At 40.7% G+C, this 18,786-nt stretch carries 16 protein-coding genes; 8 read left to right on the plus strand and 8 right to left on the minus strand.

Annotated features, from left to right (window positions below; genetic code table 11):
• The first annotated feature begins 210 nt into the window (after positions 1–210).
• Together ABD769_RS08995 and ABD769_RS09000 are read left to right on the plus strand one after the other, a co-directional pair.
• Positions 211–528, plus strand: coding sequence for a hypothetical protein (locus ABD769_RS08995; protein ID WP_344851088.1), 318 nt, complete (start codon positions 211–213; stop codon positions 526–528).
• 9 nt (positions 529–537) lie between these two features.
• A complete protein-coding gene (locus ABD769_RS09000; RefSeq protein WP_344851089.1) occupies positions 538–921 on the plus strand; it encodes a response regulator transcription factor in 384 nt (127 codons plus the stop codon).
• Between the two features lie 5 nt (positions 922–926).
• Here ABD769_RS09000 and cysM read toward each other — a convergent pair whose 3' ends face one another.
• Positions 927–1,799 (minus strand): cysteine synthase CysM, encoded by an 873-nt coding sequence (gene cysM, locus ABD769_RS09005; RefSeq protein ID WP_344851090.1) that lies wholly within the window; start codon positions 1,797–1,799, stop codon positions 927–929.
• A gap of 11 nt (positions 1,800–1,810) precedes the next feature.
• A complete protein-coding gene (gene epsC / locus ABD769_RS09010; RefSeq protein WP_344851091.1) occupies positions 1,811–2,623 on the minus strand; it encodes a serine O-acetyltransferase EpsC in 813 nt (270 codons plus the stop codon).
• Between the two features lie 439 nt (positions 2,624–3,062).
• On the opposite strand from epsC, the gene ABD769_RS09015 reads away from it, so the two are divergent.
• Positions 3,063–3,230 (plus strand): hypothetical protein, encoded by a 168-nt coding sequence (locus ABD769_RS09015; RefSeq protein ID WP_344851092.1) that lies wholly within the window; start codon positions 3,063–3,065, stop codon positions 3,228–3,230.
• 48 nt (positions 3,231–3,278) lie between these two features.
• On the opposite strand, the gene ABD769_RS09020 is transcribed toward ABD769_RS09015, so the two are convergent.
• Positions 3,279–5,885 (minus strand): DUF7133 domain-containing protein, encoded by a 2,607-nt coding sequence (locus ABD769_RS09020; RefSeq protein ID WP_344851093.1) that lies wholly within the window; start codon positions 5,883–5,885, stop codon positions 3,279–3,281.
• A gap of 324 nt (positions 5,886–6,209) precedes the next feature.
• Between ABD769_RS09020 and ABD769_RS09025 the strand changes: the two genes are divergently transcribed.
• The 5 genes from ABD769_RS09025 to ABD769_RS09045 all read left to right on the plus strand — a co-directional run bounded on the left by ABD769_RS09025 (position 6,210) and on the right by ABD769_RS09045 (position 10,512).
• Positions 6,210–6,380, plus strand: a complete 171-nt coding sequence (locus ABD769_RS09025; RefSeq protein WP_162799865.1) for a hypothetical protein — start codon at positions 6,210–6,212, stop codon at positions 6,378–6,380.
• 323 nt (positions 6,381–6,703) lie between these two features.
• Entirely contained in the window at positions 6,704–7,783 is a 1,080-nt protein-coding gene (locus tag ABD769_RS09030; RefSeq protein WP_344851095.1) for a fatty acid desaturase family protein, read from the plus strand.
• 465 nt (positions 7,784–8,248) lie between these two features.
• Positions 8,249–8,836, plus strand: coding sequence for a GDSL-type esterase/lipase family protein (locus tag ABD769_RS09035; protein WP_344851096.1), 588 nt, complete (start codon positions 8,249–8,251; stop codon positions 8,834–8,836).
• Positions 8,837–8,901: 65 nt separating this feature from the next.
• Positions 8,902–9,630 (plus strand): esterase family protein, encoded by a 729-nt coding sequence (locus ABD769_RS09040; protein WP_344851098.1) that lies wholly within the window; start codon positions 8,902–8,904, stop codon positions 9,628–9,630.
• Positions 9,631–9,729: 99 nt separating this feature from the next.
• On the plus strand, positions 9,730–10,512 hold the full coding sequence (locus ABD769_RS09045) for an HAD-IIA family hydrolase (protein WP_344851099.1): 783 nt from the start codon (positions 9,730–9,732) through the stop codon (positions 10,510–10,512).
• A 400-nt stretch (positions 10,513–10,912) separates the two neighbouring features.
• Here ABD769_RS09045 and ABD769_RS09050 read toward each other — a convergent pair whose 3' ends face one another.
• From ABD769_RS09050 to ABD769_RS09070, 5 genes are all read right to left on the minus strand, one after another.
• Positions 10,913–12,322: an alkaline phosphatase gene (locus ABD769_RS09050; RefSeq protein ID WP_344851100.1), complete on the minus strand. Its 1,410-nt coding sequence runs from the start codon at positions 12,320–12,322 to the stop codon at positions 10,913–10,915.
• 23 nt (positions 12,323–12,345) lie between these two features.
• Positions 12,346–12,597: a hypothetical protein gene (locus tag ABD769_RS09055; protein ID WP_344851101.1), complete on the minus strand. Its 252-nt coding sequence runs from the start codon at positions 12,595–12,597 to the stop codon at positions 12,346–12,348.
• 460 nt (positions 12,598–13,057) lie between these two features.
• Positions 13,058–14,443, minus strand: a complete 1,386-nt coding sequence (locus tag ABD769_RS09060; protein ID WP_344851102.1) for a hypothetical protein — start codon at positions 14,441–14,443, stop codon at positions 13,058–13,060.
• A 43-nt stretch (positions 14,444–14,486) separates the two neighbouring features.
• On the minus strand, positions 14,487–17,309 hold the full coding sequence (locus ABD769_RS09065; protein ID WP_344851103.1) for a TonB-dependent receptor: 2,823 nt from the start codon (positions 17,307–17,309) through the stop codon (positions 14,487–14,489).
• A gap of 119 nt (positions 17,310–17,428) precedes the next feature.
• On the minus strand, positions 17,429–18,769 hold the full coding sequence (locus ABD769_RS09070; RefSeq protein WP_344851104.1) for a histidine-type phosphatase: 1,341 nt from the start codon (positions 18,767–18,769) through the stop codon (positions 17,429–17,431).
• Positions 18,770–18,786 lie beyond the last annotated feature (17 nt).

Here is an 18,786-nt window from a genome sequence, read left to right on the forward strand (position 1 = left end):
GTTAACAATAATGCTGTTTTAATTTTACAACTGTAAACCAGGCACTTAAAAACGCTGCGTAATACTGCGTAGATAAAAATTTTGATTAGCCTTAAACACGCTATTCCTTTGTCCTATCTCTATAATGTAACATTTAAAGTATTGCTGTGCTGCCGGAGGAGTAAATACGGGACAGTTTATCCTTCTGCATAACAACATATTAAACAGACTATGAAACCGAATAACACACCTGCCCAGATTATTGGTAGTATTCAGGAATTTTACAATGGCCGGGAGCCAGAAGAAATCTGCGCTGAACTGGCTATCGACAAACCTTTATTTGATGCCTGGATAAGAGAGTTTGGTAGCATAGCCAATGAGCTTTTAGAGCTGAGAGATGAAAATGAAGCACTGCGGACGATGTTTACCAACCTGAGCCTTGTTAACCAAAGCCTGCGCAACTCACTTGACAGTCTTACCAAATCGGATTCGAAAATATTTGAATTATTACTTAAAAAGCGGGGAACCGGCAACCTCACCTTTCCTTAAACACCTTAAATGCGCTCCCTAAGCAAACCTAAAATATTAATTATCGAAGATCATCATGCAACGCTTGATGCAATCAGGATGATCTTCGAATTTGAAGGTTATGAAGTTCTCGGCCTTTCCAATGCAGTAGCTTTGCATCAGGAAGTAACCACTTTTGCACCGGATGTGATTTTAATCGATGTGCTGTTAGGCACTACCGATGGACGGTCGATATGCACCGAATTAAAATTATCGGTGCATGCACACATTCCTATTTTATTGATGTCGTCCAGAAGTGGTTTTCAGAACAGTTCTTATTATAAAGCCCATTGGGATGACTACATTGATAAACCCTTTGAAATGGAAGCCATAACCGAAAGGATAAAAAACCTCATCTTAAATAAAAAACAGTAATGATTTTATCCAAAAAGATCGCTGCTGAGGTAACGGTCGCCACGATCGCAGGTAATGAATACGATGGCACCGTGATCCAGCTCCGAAGCCAGTTTCAGAGCAGCTGCACAGGCACCGCCCGAGCTCATGCCGGCAAATAAACCTTCTTCTTTAGCCATCCTCCTTGCCATGATTGTGGCTTCTTCCTGCGCAATGTCCATCACGCGGTCAACACGCTCCGGTTCAAATATTTTTGGCAGGTATTCTGTCGGCCATCTTCTGATACCGGGTATAGATGAACCTTCAGTAGGCTGGCAGCCAACAATCTGAATATCCTGATTCTTTTCTTTAAAAAACCTGGAGCAGCCCATAATCGTACCTGTAGTACCCATCGAACTTACAAAATGGGTTATCTGTCCTTCGGTATCTTTCCAAATTTCAGGTCCGGTGGTTTTATAATGTGCCATGTAATTATCGGGGTTGGCAAACTGGTTGAGCAGGAAATAACCTGTGCTACTGCCCTTTTCTTCGGCATAATCGCGGCAGTCTTCAATGCTTTCGAGCAAAGTTACTTTTGCCCCAAAAGCTTCCATGGTTACTTTACGCTCGCGGGTAGAATTGGCTGGCATCACCAGTTCGATATCTAAATTGTATAAACTGGCAATCATGGCCAGTGCAATACCCGTGTTACCGCTTGTTGCTTCAACCAGTTTTGTGCCTTTTGCTATTTCGCCGCGTTCAATTGCGCTTCTGATCATGTTGAGCGATGCCCTGTCTTTAACACTCCCGCCCGGATTATTGCCTTCTAATTTTGCAAAAACCTTTACAGCCGGATTGATATTCATTTTTTGAAGCTCGGCCATTGGCGTATTTCCGATCAGATCGATTATTCCTGCCATTATAATATATATTAATTGGTTTCTTTATGATTTCTTATGGTGATGATTGGAGAGTGATATGCAGTTGAAAAAGCTGGAATACTTTCAGTAAGCCATACGTTACCCCCAATGATGCTATCGTGCCCGATAACGGTTTCGCCGCCTAAAATGGTGGCTCCGGAATAAATCACTACCCGGTCTTCTACGGTTGGATGGCGTTTGCTGCCGGCCAACGTTTTTTTAACACTCAAAGCCCCCAATGTTACGCCCTGGTACAGTTTTACATAACGGCCAATGGTACTGGTTTCGCCGATTACGATTCCGGTGCCATGATCGATATGAAAATATTCGCCAATACTGGCAGCCGGATGGATATCGATCCCTGTTTTAGAGTGGGCATATTCTGTAAGTATTCTTGGAACCAGCGGTATGCCAAAATTATACAGTAAATGTGCTATGCGGTAAAAACAGATGGCATAAAAACCGGGGTAAGTTCTAATCACTTCGAACCTGCTTTGTGCCGCCGGGTCGCCTTCGTAAATGGCCACAATATCGGTATTTAATACGCGGTACAGTTCCGGAAGTTCTGTAAAGAACTGCCCTGCTGCGTTTTTACACTCGTTGTTTTTTAATTTACAACTTGCCGAAATAATGTCGTAAAGCTCGAGCTCCAAAGCCGACACCTGTGCTTTAACTTCCTCAACCGTAGAAAATACTTTTGCTGTATTTTCCGGAAAAAGTACCTGGATCAGCCTCTCCGCCCAACGGGATATTATTTCATTCGGTGGTATATTGTGCTGCTCAAGCGGGTTCTTAAATATTTGTTCAAAAAAATGGTTATCCATAATTGGTGGTCAAACCTGGCCGATCTGCTCATCGACTAGATATATAGATTTAATCGCTAATGTAGGTTTTGTTTTTTTAAACCAAAACAACTCCTTAAGTTTTATTATAAAAATTGCGGGGAAATAACAGAAAAAGCCGGGAGTCTGCAGTCCATAGCCGGAAGTTGATTAGCCTGGAGTTTGGAGTGGATTGAGATAACCTGAAGGCTCAGCCAGGCTAAATCTGTCTGGATAGATCTCTCCACTTCGCGTTGCTCCGGTCGAGATGACGATGCGGCTAACAAACTAATGATCAATGAACCAATGACAAATGAACCAATGACCAATAAACTAATCACCAATGACCAACGACCAATCCTCACTCCTTTTAGGAATAAGAATAACATCTTTTGTCAAAACAAGACTTACATGGCAATGTTAGCAATATATGGTGATTACTGTGGAAACGACTATAAAAGAATTAGATAAGATTTATATCGGTGAGGAGATCACTTTTGAGAAGAAGTCGGGCCTGGTGTACCGCATTGCGATTTTTAAGTCGGTAAGCATCTGCAGTTACATCTTTCAGTTGGTGAACGGAGAAATTATTATTATCCGCAGGAATTAATATAAAAGCATTTCCGATCGTCATATCGACCGGAAATGCGATTAATTGTTATTTTTTCTGTTCTGATAAGAAGGTAACCAAAGAGGCAAGTTCTTCATAAGATAAAGAATTGGCCAAACCCTCTGGCATCATGGAATTTTCCATTTCTTTGCGCGATAAAATATCACCTGCTTTAATGGTAAAAACCTCGCCTGCAATATTACGCATCACTACCTTAGCTGCAGTTTCTTCGGTAATAAAGCCCATATAGGTGCGATCGCCTTTTGCTATGATCATTACGGTAGCAAAGCCTTGTGAAATAGAAGCGCTAGGTTTTAAAATCGATTCAGCAATCTGTTCACGGTTCATAATCGAGCCGATCTGTCCCATAAACGGACCTTTCATTTTCTCGGTTTTGCTTAAACTGTGGCAGGCGATACAGCCCTGATTGTTAAAAATGTTTCTACCTTTTAAAGGGTCGCCCTGTAATTTATTAATGGCCAACAATACATCTTCAATAGATGATTTGCCAACCTGACCTTTTTTGTTTTTGATTTTTTCGAGATCGATTTTAGGCTCTTCCGTTGCAGCCACTTTTTCTTCTTCGGCAAATTCAGGGATATCCATCCTTTGGCGCGAATTTAAATCAACATAAAACTGTTTGCCTTGTGCACCGGCTTTAGTGGCTTCCTCTTTTAAAAATTTCTCAATCACAGGCGAACCTTCCCAACTTACGGCCTTAAAATAAGGACCATGAGAATCAGGACGGGTACCCCACCACCATGAGGCATCGTAAGCAATTTCTTTTTTATACAAACGCCCCAGGGTAACCAGAATCTGTTGTTTTAGTTTTTCATCTGTTGATTGTTTGTAAGAATCAATTAAACCGTTTACCACTTTTTCATTATGCATATAACGTAGTGCCCAAAGCGCAAGGGTTGAGTTTTCAGTTTTCACAGCTGCCAGTAGAGCATCAACGGCATTAAGCTGAACCAATGCACGTACGGCAAGGTGTGGCAATATAATGGCAGCGTTTGGTGTGGCATGCGGACCTTCAGTACCTTTTGCCGGCGCTACAAATGAAGCCGGAACTTTGGTTTGTAAAAGCACATTGGCAACTTCTGGTCTGCCCAAACGGTTTAAGCCAATAATCGAAGCTGCCTGCACACGTGGCGAAGCATCTTTTAATCCTTCCAAAAATGGTTCAACAGGTACTTTACTGATATACGTTTTACGATCGGCAAGTGCTTTTAAAGCAAATTCCTTTAAGGCAGCATCTTTGGTAAACCCTGCTAAAGTTTCAATGCCGTTTTCTTTTGCCAGTTGCGCATAGGTAAATAAACCGGCCACCCGTACATCAAGTGCTAAACTTTGATCGGATGCTGTTTTTAAAGCGGTTTCTGCTGCCTGTTTATTGTTGCGGGAAACGAGTTCCTGCGAAGCATTTAAACGTGCAACGGCACTATTCGACTTTAACAATTCGGTTAATTTTTTAATGGAAAGTTTTTTTACATCCGGAAAAGCTTTATAAGTCCAGTTGTTTGGCACCGCACGGACAATATATCCTTTATCAGGGCTGCCAGAATAACCTGCTCCATCCCAGGCCGAAAGGTAAAGCCTTCCTGATCCATCAACATCCAGATCGGTAATCTGTGCAAGTTTAATAAACTCTTCGTCTTTTTGGGTAAAAGTTGGTCCATCAGGGCTAACCCTGTGAATATACAGCATACTTCTGCCCCAATCGGCCATCATTGGTACGTGGTTGTATTTTTCGGGCCAGTTGGGCTCATCCATAAATAATGCTCCCGTACCCGAGCCACCGCCTAAATCGGCCAGTGCGGGAATAATTTCATCTGTAAAATTCTGAAATAAAACCGGATAACCGTATTCTCCTGATTGGATGTGGTGCGAAAAACGCACGTTCCATCCACCCCCATCATTGGTGTTTTCGCGGGTAAAAACATTCATGTATGGATCAATGGCTACATCATACACATTTCGGGTTCCGTGTGTATAAACTTCCATTTCGGTTCCATCGGGGCGAACACGCAAAATACCACCGCCTAACATGGTCAGTTTTTTACCTGAACGGTCTACCGCATCATGAAAGCCAAAATCGCCAACAGAGATATAAATCCAGCCGTCGATACCCATTCTGATGCCATTTGTAGCATGATCGGTACCACGCTCGCGGATATATTTTTCATTGCTGATGTGTTCAATCAGTGGTTTTTCAGGTCCGTCGGCTTTTCCATCGCCGTCTTTATCTTCAAAAACAACCAGGTTCATTCCTGTAGCCTGTTTTGTTTCTTTTGAAAATGTGGTATGCAATACAAATACCTGGCTACCCTGCACAATGATTCCCCTGGGGTTATCAACTTCAGCAAAATCAATATGCTGATCCATTTTGCCATCGTTGTCTTTATCAATCAGTTTAAGGATATGGCCTTTGCCCGGATCTTTACCGAGGGAGCCGATCATATCAACACCAACATATACCTCACCTGTTGGGGCAACGGCTAAGCAAGCCGGACTAGGCGTAACATCGGGGCCAGCGAAGTTGGTTATGGTTAATTCTGACGGTGGTACAGATTGTACCTTTGGTTCGTGAAAAAAGCTTTTTATTCCAAAAAAGAACAAAGCGAAGGAAATTAAGCTAAGAGAAAATTTAATCATTTGTGTGTATTATTGTTTTTTTGGTTAGTTGTGTGGTAAACATACAAAAAAATCTAAATTACCTATTGCCACAATTTTGTGTTATTTATCCTGAATATTAACCATGTTTTTCAAAATCTCCGGCATTAGCAGGTATTACTCATTTAAAACATCAAAATCTCTAAATAAACAGGTCAAACAATAATATTGTACAGAAATTAAGGGTAAAACAGCAGGAAAAATCTGAGATAATAAGAAATATTAGATTTATCTCTTTTTATATTTGGTAAACAGCAGATATTTTATTATATTTACTAAATCCAACATTCATTAAATCAGTACGTTATGAAAAATATTTTTTATTTCTTCCTGACTGCCCTGATCTCCTCCATTGCGTTGTTGCTTACAAAGGATTCATTTGATCCTGAACTGGTTTACAGCACGGTGGTGTTAATATGGATTCTGTACATCTGGTACCATATTTATGCTGCTGATAAGAGGAATTACAGCGAGTAGCCTGTATCTTCGATAGCTTTTATATCCCGCAAAAATGGTGTGGGCCAAACGCATACGGCCATATATTTTCAACAGCAGCGCCTACCCTAGGTTTGTCATCATATTAGGGTTTTACCACAATGAAACATTTTTTAACTAAACAGAGCTTTTATTTAACGTTTGTTGTAGGTAAATCAATAACTAAAGTTATTACCTTCGTAGAAAACTAAAACAAGCTGGTTTACGTTTGTATTAGAAGCAGGGCGAATTGCCCTTAGAAACAAAAAAGCTTAATGAACTTGGAGTATCGACCTTGTACATGGGGTAGATAAGAGTACAAGATCATGAAATTAAAAGCAAAATTCCCGTGTTTGCCGGGAAACTCCTTTTACGCTGAGGTGCGCCGCAGGGTAAACAACGACTTTAAAGAAAACAACAGAAGCACCAATGCCAATAAACTGATGTGGTTTAAGGCTTGCCTTTTCCTTACGGTATTTCTGTCCCTCTATTTAATAATATTGCTTTTACCGTTACATACCCTCATTCTTACAGGCTTAACCATTTTGCTGGGCGCAACCTGTGCATTTATTGGGTTTAACATCTGTCATGATGCCATTCACGGCTCTTTTTCAAGTTCTAAACGGATCAATTCATTTTTCAGTTTCTTGTTTAACATGGTTGGCGCCAATCCGTACGTTTGGAACATAACGCACAATGTGGTGCACCATACTTATACCAATATTCCAGGGCACGATGAAGATATTGAAGTGGCTCCCGGATTGATCCGCATTTGTAGCGAGGATGAATTAAAACCGCACCAGCGTTTTCAGCAATGGTATGCTTTTCCCTTATATAGCCTGGCTTCGCTATCGTGGGTATTTCGTAAGGATTATAAAAAGTTTTTTCAAAAAAGTGTTGGTGCTCACCAGAGTAAACACCCGAAAGTTGAATATTTCAACCTGTTTTTCTATAAATTCTTATATTATTTTGTTTTTATCGGATTGCCAATGCTGGTGATGCCGCTTTTGTGGTGGCAGGTTGTAATTGGTTTTGTGATATTACATATGGCCCAGGGCTTAACAATGGGTTTGGTTTTCCAGCTGGCCCACGTAGTGGAAGGCACTACTTTCCCGGTAACCAATAACGAAGGCAATATGGAAGAAGCCTGGGCAGAGCACCAGATGCGTACTACGGCCAATTTTGCTACAGAATGCCCTGTTTCAGCCTTTTTTCTGGGTGGTTTAAACCGACAGATCGAACATCACCTTTTTCCTAAAATCTGCCATGTGCATTACGGGAGGATATCAGGGATTGTAAAACAAACGGCTCTTGAATTCGGGCTGCCCTATCATGAGAATACAACTTTCTTATCGGCGCTGCAATCGCATTACCGGATATTAAAGAAAATGGGACGCGTTGTTTAGTCCGGAGTCTTAATTCCAAGTCGATTATACGAATAATAAAATATCGGATCTCGAGATTGGGGTGAACTAACCGATATTAATATTCTGACCATTAAGAAGTTAAGAACATTAAGGTAGTTAACTTATAAAATAATATTAGTGAAACTCACCGGCTTTTTCATCGGTAGCGTAAAGGTGGAGAAAAATCTTTAATCTTTCGGTAACATCTTTCAAAGCTCTCACCGCTCCGCGTTGCTCCGGTCGGAATGATGACGAGACTATTGTTTAGTTAGGCGTTTGAAGTTTGGAGTCAGTTAACTACTTACAACAATTAACCGATTAACCAATTTAGAAATTCAGAGTTCGGTGCTTTTGCTCAGTTAACCAATTTCAACAATTAACCCATTCACCAACCCCTCCCCACTTTACACAAACTTAACACATCCTCCACTCCTATAAAAGGCAGATCTTTTTATCTTTAGCAATATGTATTGGTACGAAGAAGAGGTTAAACAATTAGAAAAAAGATACCGTTTAGACCGCGAGCATCCGGGGATTATTTTTTACGGGAGTTCTTCTATACGTTTATGGAATAGTATTGAAGATGATTTCGACTTTACCAAAGTAACCAATCTGGGTTTTGGAGGATCTACCTTAGCAGCCTGTGTTTGGTTTTTTGAGAGGATTATGACCGGTTATAAGCCAAAAGCACTTGTAGTGTATGCGGGCGATAATGACCTTGGCGATGGCAGGAACCCTGAGGAGATCTTTATCTTTTTCCAGCAGTTGATGGTTAAAGTTAACCTCAGGTTTGGAACAATCCCCTGTTATTTTATTTCTTTGAAACCGAGTATTCACCGCTGGCATATTGCAGATCAGTTCAGATACACTAACAACTTGATAGAGAGCGAGATTATTAAACTTAATGGTAACTGGAAGTTTATTGATGTATTTAAAAAAATGCTCGATAAATCAGGTCACCCTAATCCGGCACTTTACGATCACGACGGACTGCATTTAAGTGAGGAAGGTTATCGGTTATGGGCAGAAACCGTTAAAGAAAAAATAGGTTAATCATTACCGTGAATTAATATCCCGGTAACATCTGAGCACTATTTTTCCATCAAGATATTTTATAGATGAACAGGGAATACCACAAATGGTTCAGCCATAACCTGCAAAGGGATATGGAGCTGCTGGTTTTTGGGCACAGTGGACGGGCAGTCCTCTTTTTCCCTACCCGTATGGCCAGGTTTTATGATTATGAAAACTGGGGGATCATTGCTTCGCTCAGTCATCAGCTCGAAAATGGCGAACTCCAGGTTTTTTGTGTGGATAGCATTGATGGCGAAAGTTTTTATAACGACGATGTTTTTCCTTCAGTTAGAATTGAGCGGCACCTGCAATACGAAAAATATCTTTTAGAGGAAGTAATGCCTCTGATTTATCAAAAAAACGATGGTAATTATGTAGAAACGGCTGGCTGTAGCATGGGTGCTTACCACGCCATTAATCTGGCTATGAAATATCCCTGGTTATTTAGAAAAGCGGTAGGCATCAGCGGAAGGTATGATCTTACAGATAATATAGGCGATTTTAGGGATCTGTTAAACGGATTTCATAACGATAAGGTATATTTTAATATGCCCGCACAATACCTGGCCAACCTCAATGATGATAAATTGCTTTCAGAAGTGAGAAATATGGAAATTATTTTGGCCGTAGGCGAAACAGATCCGTTTCTGAACGGAAACCAGCACTTCAGTAGTTTGCTATGGGAAAAAGGTATTCCCAATCAGTTTCATACCTGGGAAAGCAATGCCCACCGTGCCCGTTACTGGCGGAAAATGGTACCCATTTATATTTAGATTATTATAGGCAACCAAAACTATTATACCACTTCCTTAACGTTGATTGAACAAGAAAATATTAAATTTGTTTACAAACAAATTAAATCTACAAGAAACATGAAACAAGGATTATTAATAGATATGGACGGGGTGATTTACAGCGGGGAGGAACTGATATTTGGTGCTGATAAATTCATAAAAAACTTAATTGACGAAGACATCCCTTTCGCTTTTATGACCAATAACAGTCAAAGAACAGCTCTGGAAGTTATACGTAAATTAAAAGGATTAGGGATAAAGGTTGAAGAAAAACATGTGTACACCAGCGCCATGGCTACAGGAAAATTTCTTTCAGATCAAAGCCCCAATGGTACGGCTTATGTATTGGGAGAAGGTGGTTTATTAAGCAGTTTACACGACCATGGCATTACACTGGTAAATACCGATCCTGAATTTGTGGTGTTGGGCGAAGGAAGGAATTTTACACTCGAAATGGTTCAGCGGGCAGTAGATATGATTCTGGCCGGAGCCAAATTTATAACCACTAACAGAGACCCCTCACCAAAAAAACCAGGGTGGAATAATTTGGGGATTGCCGCTACTACAGCGATGATTGAAGAAGCAACCGGCAGAAAAGCATTTGTAACGGGCAAACCGAGCCCCGTAATGATGCGCTCGGCACGTAAATTTTTAGGCCTTGAAACCAGCGAAACAACTGTAATTGGCGATACGATGGAAACGGATATACAGGGTGGCGTACAAATGGGCTATAAAACTATTCTGGTACTTTCTGGCATCTCGAGCAAAGATACATTAGGCCATTACGCTTTTAAACCCGATATGATCGCCAGTTCTGTTGATGAGATTAAATTTCCTTTAACCTGGTGGGAGGAGAAATAGTTTGGAGCCGGGAGTTTTGAGTTCGGAGTCTTGAGTCCTTAGTCCAGAGCCTAAAAATAAGAGTCGGTAAAATATGCTGTCAGATGTTACCTCTGACAGCACGACGATTCGATGTTTTGGCAAGTCCTTCAATAAGCTACCATTGATAGATTTAGAAAGGTCGTCATTGCGAGGAGGAACGACGAAGCAATCTTTCCTGCTAGCGATCATTGTTAGAAAGATTGCTTCGTCGGCTGAAAAAGCCTTCTCGCAATGACGAACTTAGCGGCTTATCATTGCGCGAAGATTCTTCTATCATTCATATTGATTTTTATAAAATTAATTATCCCTCAGAATGACAATTAGCAATCTGACCATTGAACAAATGACCAATGAACTATTGAACCAATAAACTATTGAACTACTTCCCTACAGATACCAAAAAATGTTCAGGCATTTCGGCGGCCTTTAACATGAAGTTGTGCAGTTCGTAATTTTTAACAAAAGGTTTTAATTGTTCCGAACCAGGACCGAACATTGTAAGTTCAACATAGTCGCCTGTATGGTTCATACCTGCCCATTGCACGTCGGTATATTTACCTAAAATTTTGCCATACTCATAAAAAGGAAGGTTGGCTTCGTTATACAGCTGACCGGGAACAATATCCTTGAAATGGCTTAACAACGATTTTATATCTTCACCCTTCATTTCAATACCCTGGTTTTCTTTAATCATTTCCCTAATTTTCTGCTCACTGAACGATTGATTCAATTGTGCAAGCAGCCAGGTATTGCTATGCTTAAAACGTTGCAGGCTATCGAACTTTTTGTTGGCCTCATCTGCATAAAACAAACCCGGATTTGAATTTCCGTGGTCGGTTGTAATAATGACCAAAGTTTCGCCATCTTTTTCGGCAAATTCGATCACTTTACCAACCGCCTCATCAAAAGCCAACTGATCGAAAATCAATCCGCCCAAGTCGTTAGAATGCGCGGCCCAATCTACCTTGCCACCCTCAACCTGTAAGGCAAAACCATCTTTATGGTCTTTCATTAGCTCGATGGCTTTCATTGTCATTTCAGCCAGCGTTGGTACGGTTTTCTGCAATCCGGCATCGTGCATACGGTCTACTTCATAAGGTAGTCCATCTTCTGCAAAAAGGCCTAAAACTGGTTTCGATTTATCTAAGGCCAGCATTTCATTCCTGTTTTCGGCAACTTTATAACCCTGAGTTAAAAACTTCGGCAACAGGTTACCACCAGTCCTGTGTTCTCCGAAATATTTGCTGCCACCACCCATCATTACATCGAATTTTAAACCGAGGTAAATTTCTGCAATAATATCCTGTCCGCCACGGTTATCAATATTTACACAAAAACCCGCTGGTGTAGCATGTGTAATGGGAACGGTAGTTACGCAACCTACCTTCTTCCCTTTTTCTTTAAATTTCTGAAGGATAGGCTGAGGTTTTTCGCCATTCATCCCTACATTTAGCGAGCCATTTTTAACCCGCATCCCACCGCCCCATGATGAGCTTGCTGCTGCAGAATCGGTAACCATCGAGCTGGCCGAAGCTGTATCCATTAAAGCGCGAACGGCTTTATTATCGCGGTATAAACCCAACCATTTACTACTTCTGCCATAGGTGCGGTTAGCATAAAGATCGGCCATATTTAAGGTACCTGTACTCATTCCGTCGCTCACCATCATGATGATGTTTTTTACTTTTTTGGTCCCCCCAACCGGAGCGGCCATTACATCTTTTAGCCCCACAAGTGGAACACTTAAGCCAGCCAGCAGGCCACCTTTTAATAACGATCTTCTATTCATATTCTGGTAAAGCGATAATGCTTTTATTTATTATCTGTAATTTCGGGATTGGGTTTAACAGCCCTTTTCGCTGTAAAATCCAGTGGCTTTTGAGCAGGTAAATGGTTTACTTTAGAAAGCAGTACAGAATCAGGATGCATGGCTTTTTCATGCACATTAGCGCTGGCTTTATCCTGTTGATGTGTTTCAGTAGCAGCATGAGGCTCATTACTATGGGTAAGCAATGCAATTGCCGGTATAACCATTAAAAGACCTACGCATGAAACCAATCTCATATTATTTAACCTCTGATTCTTTTATTACAAAAATGATTTATAACTATTAGCAGTATAAACAGAAAGTGTTATGATATTATTAATATTGACGATTTGATTTTAAGTAAATATTAAGGGGAAGCAGGAAGTAAAACATTACACTGGTTGGAAGGGCAAAAAATAATGCTACTGGTTCGTGAGAACACGAACCACGGAATACAGGGAAGCAGGAAGTAAAGCATTGCACCGGTTGGAAGGGCAAAAAATAATGCTACTGGTTCGTGAGGATACGAACCACGGAATACAGGGAAGCAGGAAGTAAAGCATTGAACCGGTTGGAAGGGCAAAAAATAATGCTACTGGTTCGTGAGGACACGAACCACGGAATACACACATAAAAAAACCTGAAAAAACAAAGGTCTTAGCGGGACGCTAAGACCAGTAGAAAACGCTAAGACCAGTAAGTATTCAGTTTATCGTATTAATGCTGATTTCCACTTCCATCGGTTTGGAAAGCACCGATATCATTTCCCGGAGGAGTAATAATTGCCCCAAAATTACCCGTTGTTTTTACAACTGCCATCGGCGTAAAATCTGTTTTGGCTTTATTGTGCCCTGGTGAGTTTGCCTGTAAGCTGAAGTTAGCCGTGCCAACCGTAGTAATATATGCCGGCATTAACGACGCGGTTATCGGACCCGGGTTTGCGGTATAATCGTACTGATCGGCATTGTAATTAAAAAATAACGGATTTTTATCTTTTGCTGTTGCACTTTTAACATCGGCTGATTGGTTTTTTGCTACACCATCGCTGGCTAAAAACTGGGCCAGTATCCCGGAAGTACTTCCGTAATAATATTGGTTGTTGTATTTTATATTTACCTGATCAGCATCAGTGGTAATTCTTAATCCAAAACGGCAGTTCGAAATGAGGTTGTTGTAAATTAAACCCCTTGCCCCCTGTTCGTAATTGATTGATCCGCCACGGCCGGTTTTGGTTTGGCGGAATCCACAATTGGTCATGGTATTATTGTACATATTTACGTTACACTGGATGGTGGTTGCCCCTGAGTTTGATGCTTTAAGGGCATTGGTTGCCGAACCGATTAACATGTTATAAGCTAAATCGCCAACCGTTCCGCTTTTCATGTTAAAACACTCCCCACCTGCTTTTCCACAAAGCTCGAAGGTGTTCCGCATGATTGCTATCTTACCCCCAACAGTTCTGATTCCATCATCTGCACTGCCAAAAATCCAGCTGTCTTCTAAAATAAAATCCTTTTCGATGTTGGCGAAATATATCGCATAACGGGCATCACCATCTTTGTATATCGATGCGTCGTTACCATAAGATGCCGCACCTGCAAATTCGATGTGCGTCCACTTGATAATCACATCGCCACCTTTAGGATTTGGCTTTGCTGCTGAAACTGGCGCCGGACTAGCCAGAATGCCACCCCACGAGCCTTTAAATACATTATCATATTTTGCTGCACTGGCTTCTGTATGGTAAGTTGCTGCATTTTGAATGGTAATATAATTCGGCTTTTCTTTAGTGCCCAAACTGATAAACGTACCGTGAACAGTAAGCTGAGGAGCTTTATCTTTAGTACCATCACCCACAGCGATGAGCGTAACTCCGCTTTGCATCAATAAAGTATCGCCATCATTTACGGTAATGTCTTTATCAAAATAATAGGTTTTTCCGGCTTGCATAGTCCCTTTAACATTCCCAACAAGGTTTTCAGAACTGATTAATGAACCGGCCTGAACTACCGGCATAGAAAGGATCAAATCCTCCTCTTTATGGCATGCATTTAATAAAATGGCCAAAACCAGAATAAACAACGACTTTAAAATATTTTTCATCTGTTTAAATTTTGTATCTGTTTGTGGTGAAGCGATCATGATCTTATAATTTATAGCGTAGGCCTAACAAATAGAATTGCTGATATTCATCTTTGCGGATAAAAACATTTTCTCCGATGGTTTGACTGGCTACATCCTGATTTACTGTTGCTGTAGTTATTTTATATGGTCTTCTGATTTCCAGTTCGGACGGCGTGTTTAACAAATTGTTTATTTTAATGTAAACCGAGAAGCTTTTAGTTATTTTTTGCTCTGCTGAAAGATCTAAAGTAACGGTTCCTTTTTGCCAAACATCGTTATCCAGAAATGGTGATACGGTATAAATCCTCGCGCCGGTATATACTGCTGCCAACTGTGCGTCTAAACCCGAAACGGCATTTTTAAACAATAATGATAAGTTACCAATATGTTTAGACTGGCCCTGTAGAGGACGCGTTTGCTCTTCGGTACGCTGCGTATAAGAGGTTGTTACCGGATCTCTGTACAAGACCGTTTTTGGTGTGGTAATTTTGGAATCGGTGAAGGTATAATTGGCACGGAAACCAAATTTGCTGATGTATTTAGTAAAATCCATTTCGAAGCCGTAGTTGGAAGCATTACCGAAATTACCTGCCGTGTAAAATATACTCGTAGCCTGGTTGACCAATGCATACTCAATCGGGTTTTTAATGTCTTTATAAAACACCCCCACCAATAACTGATCTAACTGTTTTGGAAAAAATTCGTATCTCAAATCATAGTTATCAGAGGTAATGCGCTTTAATTTAGGATTACCCAATTCCTGATAATCGGCATCAGGATTGCCACCTGTATGTGGAATTAATTCGTAAAATCCAGGACGACTGATTGCGGAATAATAAGATAAACGAAGATTTTGTTTATCGCCAAGTGCATATTTGAAGTTTAAACTTGGTAATAAATCAGCGTACTTATTTGAACCGATTGCACCCACGGTTTGATCTCCTTTGGCCGAGGTTACCCAATCTTGCCGGGTATTTTCGTAACGCACACCACCCAATGTTTGCAATTTGCCAAGGGTAAATTTAAACTGCGCATAACCTGCGGCAATTTTTTCATTAAAAGTATAGTTTAAAGGATCATTGAGCGAACCACCAACGGTTTGTACCATAAAGGTATTATTGTTGATGTTACCATCGTAAACCTGCGTGGTACTACCTGATAATTTCAGCGAATAATCATCATAGTTGCTGGTTCTTCTTTTATCGCGGTACATTCCACCAACGCTAAATTCTACCTTTGTATCGCCGATTTTTGGTTTATAAATAAAATTCAGGAAGCCGGTTTTATCTTCATCTGCATTTTTTGCCCAGATGTGCGATTGTGCTGCACCTGTTGAATTAAACAAAGCAGGATTTTGTGCCGAACCGATTTTATTTCCGGCAGCATCCAATATAGCTGTCCGCCCGGTTACAATCGTCAATATTGCCTGATTCGGCTGATTTGCTGTTGCTTTTGCATATACTGCAGACCAGTTCATTTCCAGTTTATCGGCCAGTTTATGCTCTCCATGTAAATTGGCACTAAAAATCTGCTGTACGGTACGGGTGCTTCTGTAGGTATTGGTTACACGTCCGGTTCCTACGCCAACACGGCCTAAATTCAGGGTAGTATCGCTCTGGAAACGGAATTCGTTCTGCGCCAGGTTCATGTACGAAGCATAAAGATCAATTTTATTTTCTTTATTAAATTTATAATCCAGCCTGGTATGTAAACCGGTACGTTCCTGCTGAATGCTATATCTTCTGCTCTGCACGCTTTTTAATGCCGGTTCGTTTGTATCCCTGTCTACATCGGTATCGTAAAAGATGGTGCTGGTACCACGGAAAGTATTCTGATAGCTGGCCGCTGCCAATGCACCGAATTTTTTATTGGCTGAGCGGCCACCGATGCTAAATCCAAACACGGTTGATACAGGTGTATGCCTGGTTTGGTAATTAAAACCACCATTAGAGAAATCGGAAATATTAGCAGTGTAATTGCTTCCATTTGAAATGCGTGGCGATAAACCTGCACTTCCCGCATGATCGAAAGCAGTAAAGTTGTTTTTAACGGCAAAAGTACCTGCCAAACCAACGGCCGCATTGGCACGGATGGTTAAACGGTCAGGGGCATCCTTTAAAACCAGGTTAATTCCGCCGCCAATGGCATCGCCTTCTAAATTTGGGGTTAAAGATTTATAAACCTCCATCCTATCCACAATATCAGCAGGAAAGATATCCAGTGGCACATAACGGTTTTTATTATCCGGACTTGGAATTTTTACACCATTAACCAAAGTATAGTTATAACGTTTATCCATACCGCGGATAATGGCATACTGACCTTCGCCGTTGTTGCTTCTTTCGATTGATACGCCTGAAACCCTTTGAGTAACATTGGCAATGGTTAAATCGGGAGAAATTTCGATGGCCCTGGCCGATACTGCATTTAATACCTGATCGGATTTACGTTCAATGGAACGCGATTTATAATCACTTCCTTCATCAGATTTGCCAGAAATTTTCACTTCATCCAGACTGCTCGATTTGCTTTCGATCTGAAGCGAAATAATTTTAGTTTCTCCGGCTTTAAGGTCAAAATCTTTGTCTTCATCCTTGTAGGCTACAAACTTGGCTTCTACCTCATATTTGCCGGCAGGAACATTTTTAAAAACATAACTCCCGTCGAGGCCGGTGCTTACGGCAAGTTTAAAGGTTTTCTTTTCATTTTTTAGCGTTACGGTAGCGCCTATTAATGTTTCTTTTGAATCTTTATCGGTTACAATTCCCCGCACGGTACCATTGTTCTGGGCAAGTGCAACGAGGCATAAAATCACATTAAAAAGTGTTAGTAAGAGTTTCTTCATACAGGGTTTTATTTACCCGCAAAGGAACTCTCCGAACTTTAACACTAACACCTAAACAGATTAAGTTTATGTTAATTTTTTATGGTGATTTCATTAAGGAATTTGCAACCTGATTACGATTATTTTAACTTGAGTAAATATTCGTGCATATTATCCTGAAGACCTAAGTTTAAGGCCTTCAACCGTTTGATATAATGGTTTCTTACCGCTGTCCAGCTGTAATATGGAAAGGTTTTGGTGCTTAAACCATTAATGGCAACTTCTTTTTCGTTCAATAAAAACTTCACTAAATGGTCTCCTCCTGACTGGTTTTGATAAACAATCCACTGGATGTTGGCACTAAACGGGATTATATTTTCGGCTTTCCAAACCTGCTCAAAAGTTAAAATATTATTGGTGGCTTCGGCTGCGCCATGTACCCCCATTAGGGCGGCAAAAGGTGCAATGGTTTCAGCATGGGCAAAACGCAGGTCGGCTATTACAGGCTTGTTTTTTAGATAAGCATCAGTCGTATTGATAAAATCGGCCAGTAAAGGTGCTGCTACCCTTACCTGAATGCCATTACTGTTTAAACCCGGGGCTTTCTTTAAAAAATCTTCGGCATTGCCCAAAGTATTTAATGCGGCTAAATCGGCCGGGGTAAAATAGGCTTTGAAGTTGAGGTCTTTTTTGGTTAAACCAACGGCTTTAATTTCGGCACTTACGGCATTCAGGATGGTATAAAAACCATAAACATCTTCTAAAAAATTAATTTTATCGGTTTGGCTTAATTTTGCCAGGTAATTAGGTTTTAAGAATTTTTGAGCAAAACGGCTGGCAATATCATTTAGTTTTTTAGCCCTGGCGAGTTTTTGATAGGCAATTTTCCAGTTGCCATTTTCTTTAAACTCATCGTAGGTTTTAGAAAAATCGTAAAAACGCAGGTGGTCATCATCGGCATAATTAAAAGTGATGTTCTGGCTTAACGGGGCCGATTTGGCTTTAAGTCCGGCCAGAAATGCCTCTGCACTCTCTTTAGTACGTCCTTTTTTAGTGGTCGAAACCAAAACCTGGTTACCCGAAGTAAAAACATTTTTCTGGTTTGTAAACATCCGCTCAGCTATTCCCTTTAACTCGTTTGCACCGCTTTGGGAAATAGAAGCCACATGGTTTTCTTCTTCTTTGCCCAGGTTTAAAATGAGCTGCTTTAAAGTTTTTCCTGCTGTGGTTAACACATTTAAACTATCGGCTTTTGAGATAACAGCATAGGCATAAGAAAGTTTAACATCCTTGGTTAAATGCCTTGCCCCATGCCTGCCTACAAAATTGATGTAAACAGCCTTATAGCCGTTAGGTACCGGCGTAAACTTGGTTTGTTTTGGTATATATAACGTTTTTGTTCCCAGTAATGCGGTTGATGGTGTTTGCGCAAACCCAAAATAAGGTACCCATAAAAGCAAGCAAAGTAGTTTTTTTCTCATAACAATTGAGCGCAAAT

Source organism: Pedobacter jeongneungensis, from assembly GCF_039538295.1.
Classification (GTDB): domain Bacteria; phylum Bacteroidota; class Bacteroidia; order Sphingobacteriales; family Sphingobacteriaceae; genus Pedobacter; species Pedobacter jeongneungensis.

Excerpts from the sequence above, each read along its gene's own strand:
- ABD769_RS09020 (WP_344851093.1), bottom strand. The coding sequence starts at position 5,885 with ATGATTAAATTTTCTCTTAGCTTAATTTCCTTCGCTTTGTTCTTTTTT.
- cysM (WP_344851090.1), bottom strand. The coding sequence starts at position 1,799 with ATGGCAGGAATAATCGATCTGATCGGAAATACGCCAATGGCCGAGCTT.
- ABD769_RS09060 (WP_344851102.1), bottom strand. The coding sequence starts at position 14,443 with ATGAAAAATATTTTAAAGTCGTTGTTTATTCTGGTTTTGGCCATTTTA.
- ABD769_RS09050 (WP_344851100.1), bottom strand. The coding sequence starts at position 12,322 with ATGAATAGAAGATCGTTATTAAAAGGTGGCCTGCTGGCTGGCTTAAGT.
- ABD769_RS09065 (WP_344851103.1), bottom strand. The coding sequence starts at position 17,309 with ATGAAGAAACTCTTACTAACACTTTTTAATGTGATTTTATGCCTCGTT.
- ABD769_RS09000 (WP_344851089.1), top strand. The coding sequence starts at position 538 with ATGCGCTCCCTAAGCAAACCTAAAATATTAATTATCGAAGATCATCAT.
- ABD769_RS09055 (WP_344851101.1), bottom strand. The coding sequence starts at position 12,597 with ATGAGATTGGTTTCATGCGTAGGTCTTTTAATGGTTATACCGGCAATT.
- ABD769_RS08995 (WP_344851088.1), top strand. The coding sequence starts at position 211 with ATGAAACCGAATAACACACCTGCCCAGATTATTGGTAGTATTCAGGAA.
- ABD769_RS09025 (WP_162799865.1), top strand. The coding sequence starts at position 6,210 with ATGAAAAATATTTTTTATTTCTTCCTGACTGCCCTGATCTCCTCCATT.
- ABD769_RS09045 (WP_344851099.1), top strand. The coding sequence starts at position 9,730 with ATGAAACAAGGATTATTAATAGATATGGACGGGGTGATTTACAGCGGG.
- ABD769_RS09040 (WP_344851098.1), top strand. The coding sequence starts at position 8,902 with ATGAACAGGGAATACCACAAATGGTTCAGCCATAACCTGCAAAGGGAT.
- ABD769_RS09030 (WP_344851095.1), top strand. The coding sequence starts at position 6,704 with ATGAAATTAAAAGCAAAATTCCCGTGTTTGCCGGGAAACTCCTTTTAC.
- epsC (WP_344851091.1), bottom strand. The coding sequence starts at position 2,623 with ATGGATAACCATTTTTTTGAACAAATATTTAAGAACCCGCTTGAGCAG.
- ABD769_RS09070 (WP_344851104.1), bottom strand. The coding sequence starts at position 18,769 with ATGAGAAAAAAACTACTTTGCTTGCTTTTATGGGTACCTTATTTTGGG.
- ABD769_RS09035 (WP_344851096.1), top strand. The coding sequence starts at position 8,249 with ATGTATTGGTACGAAGAAGAGGTTAAACAATTAGAAAAAAGATACCGT.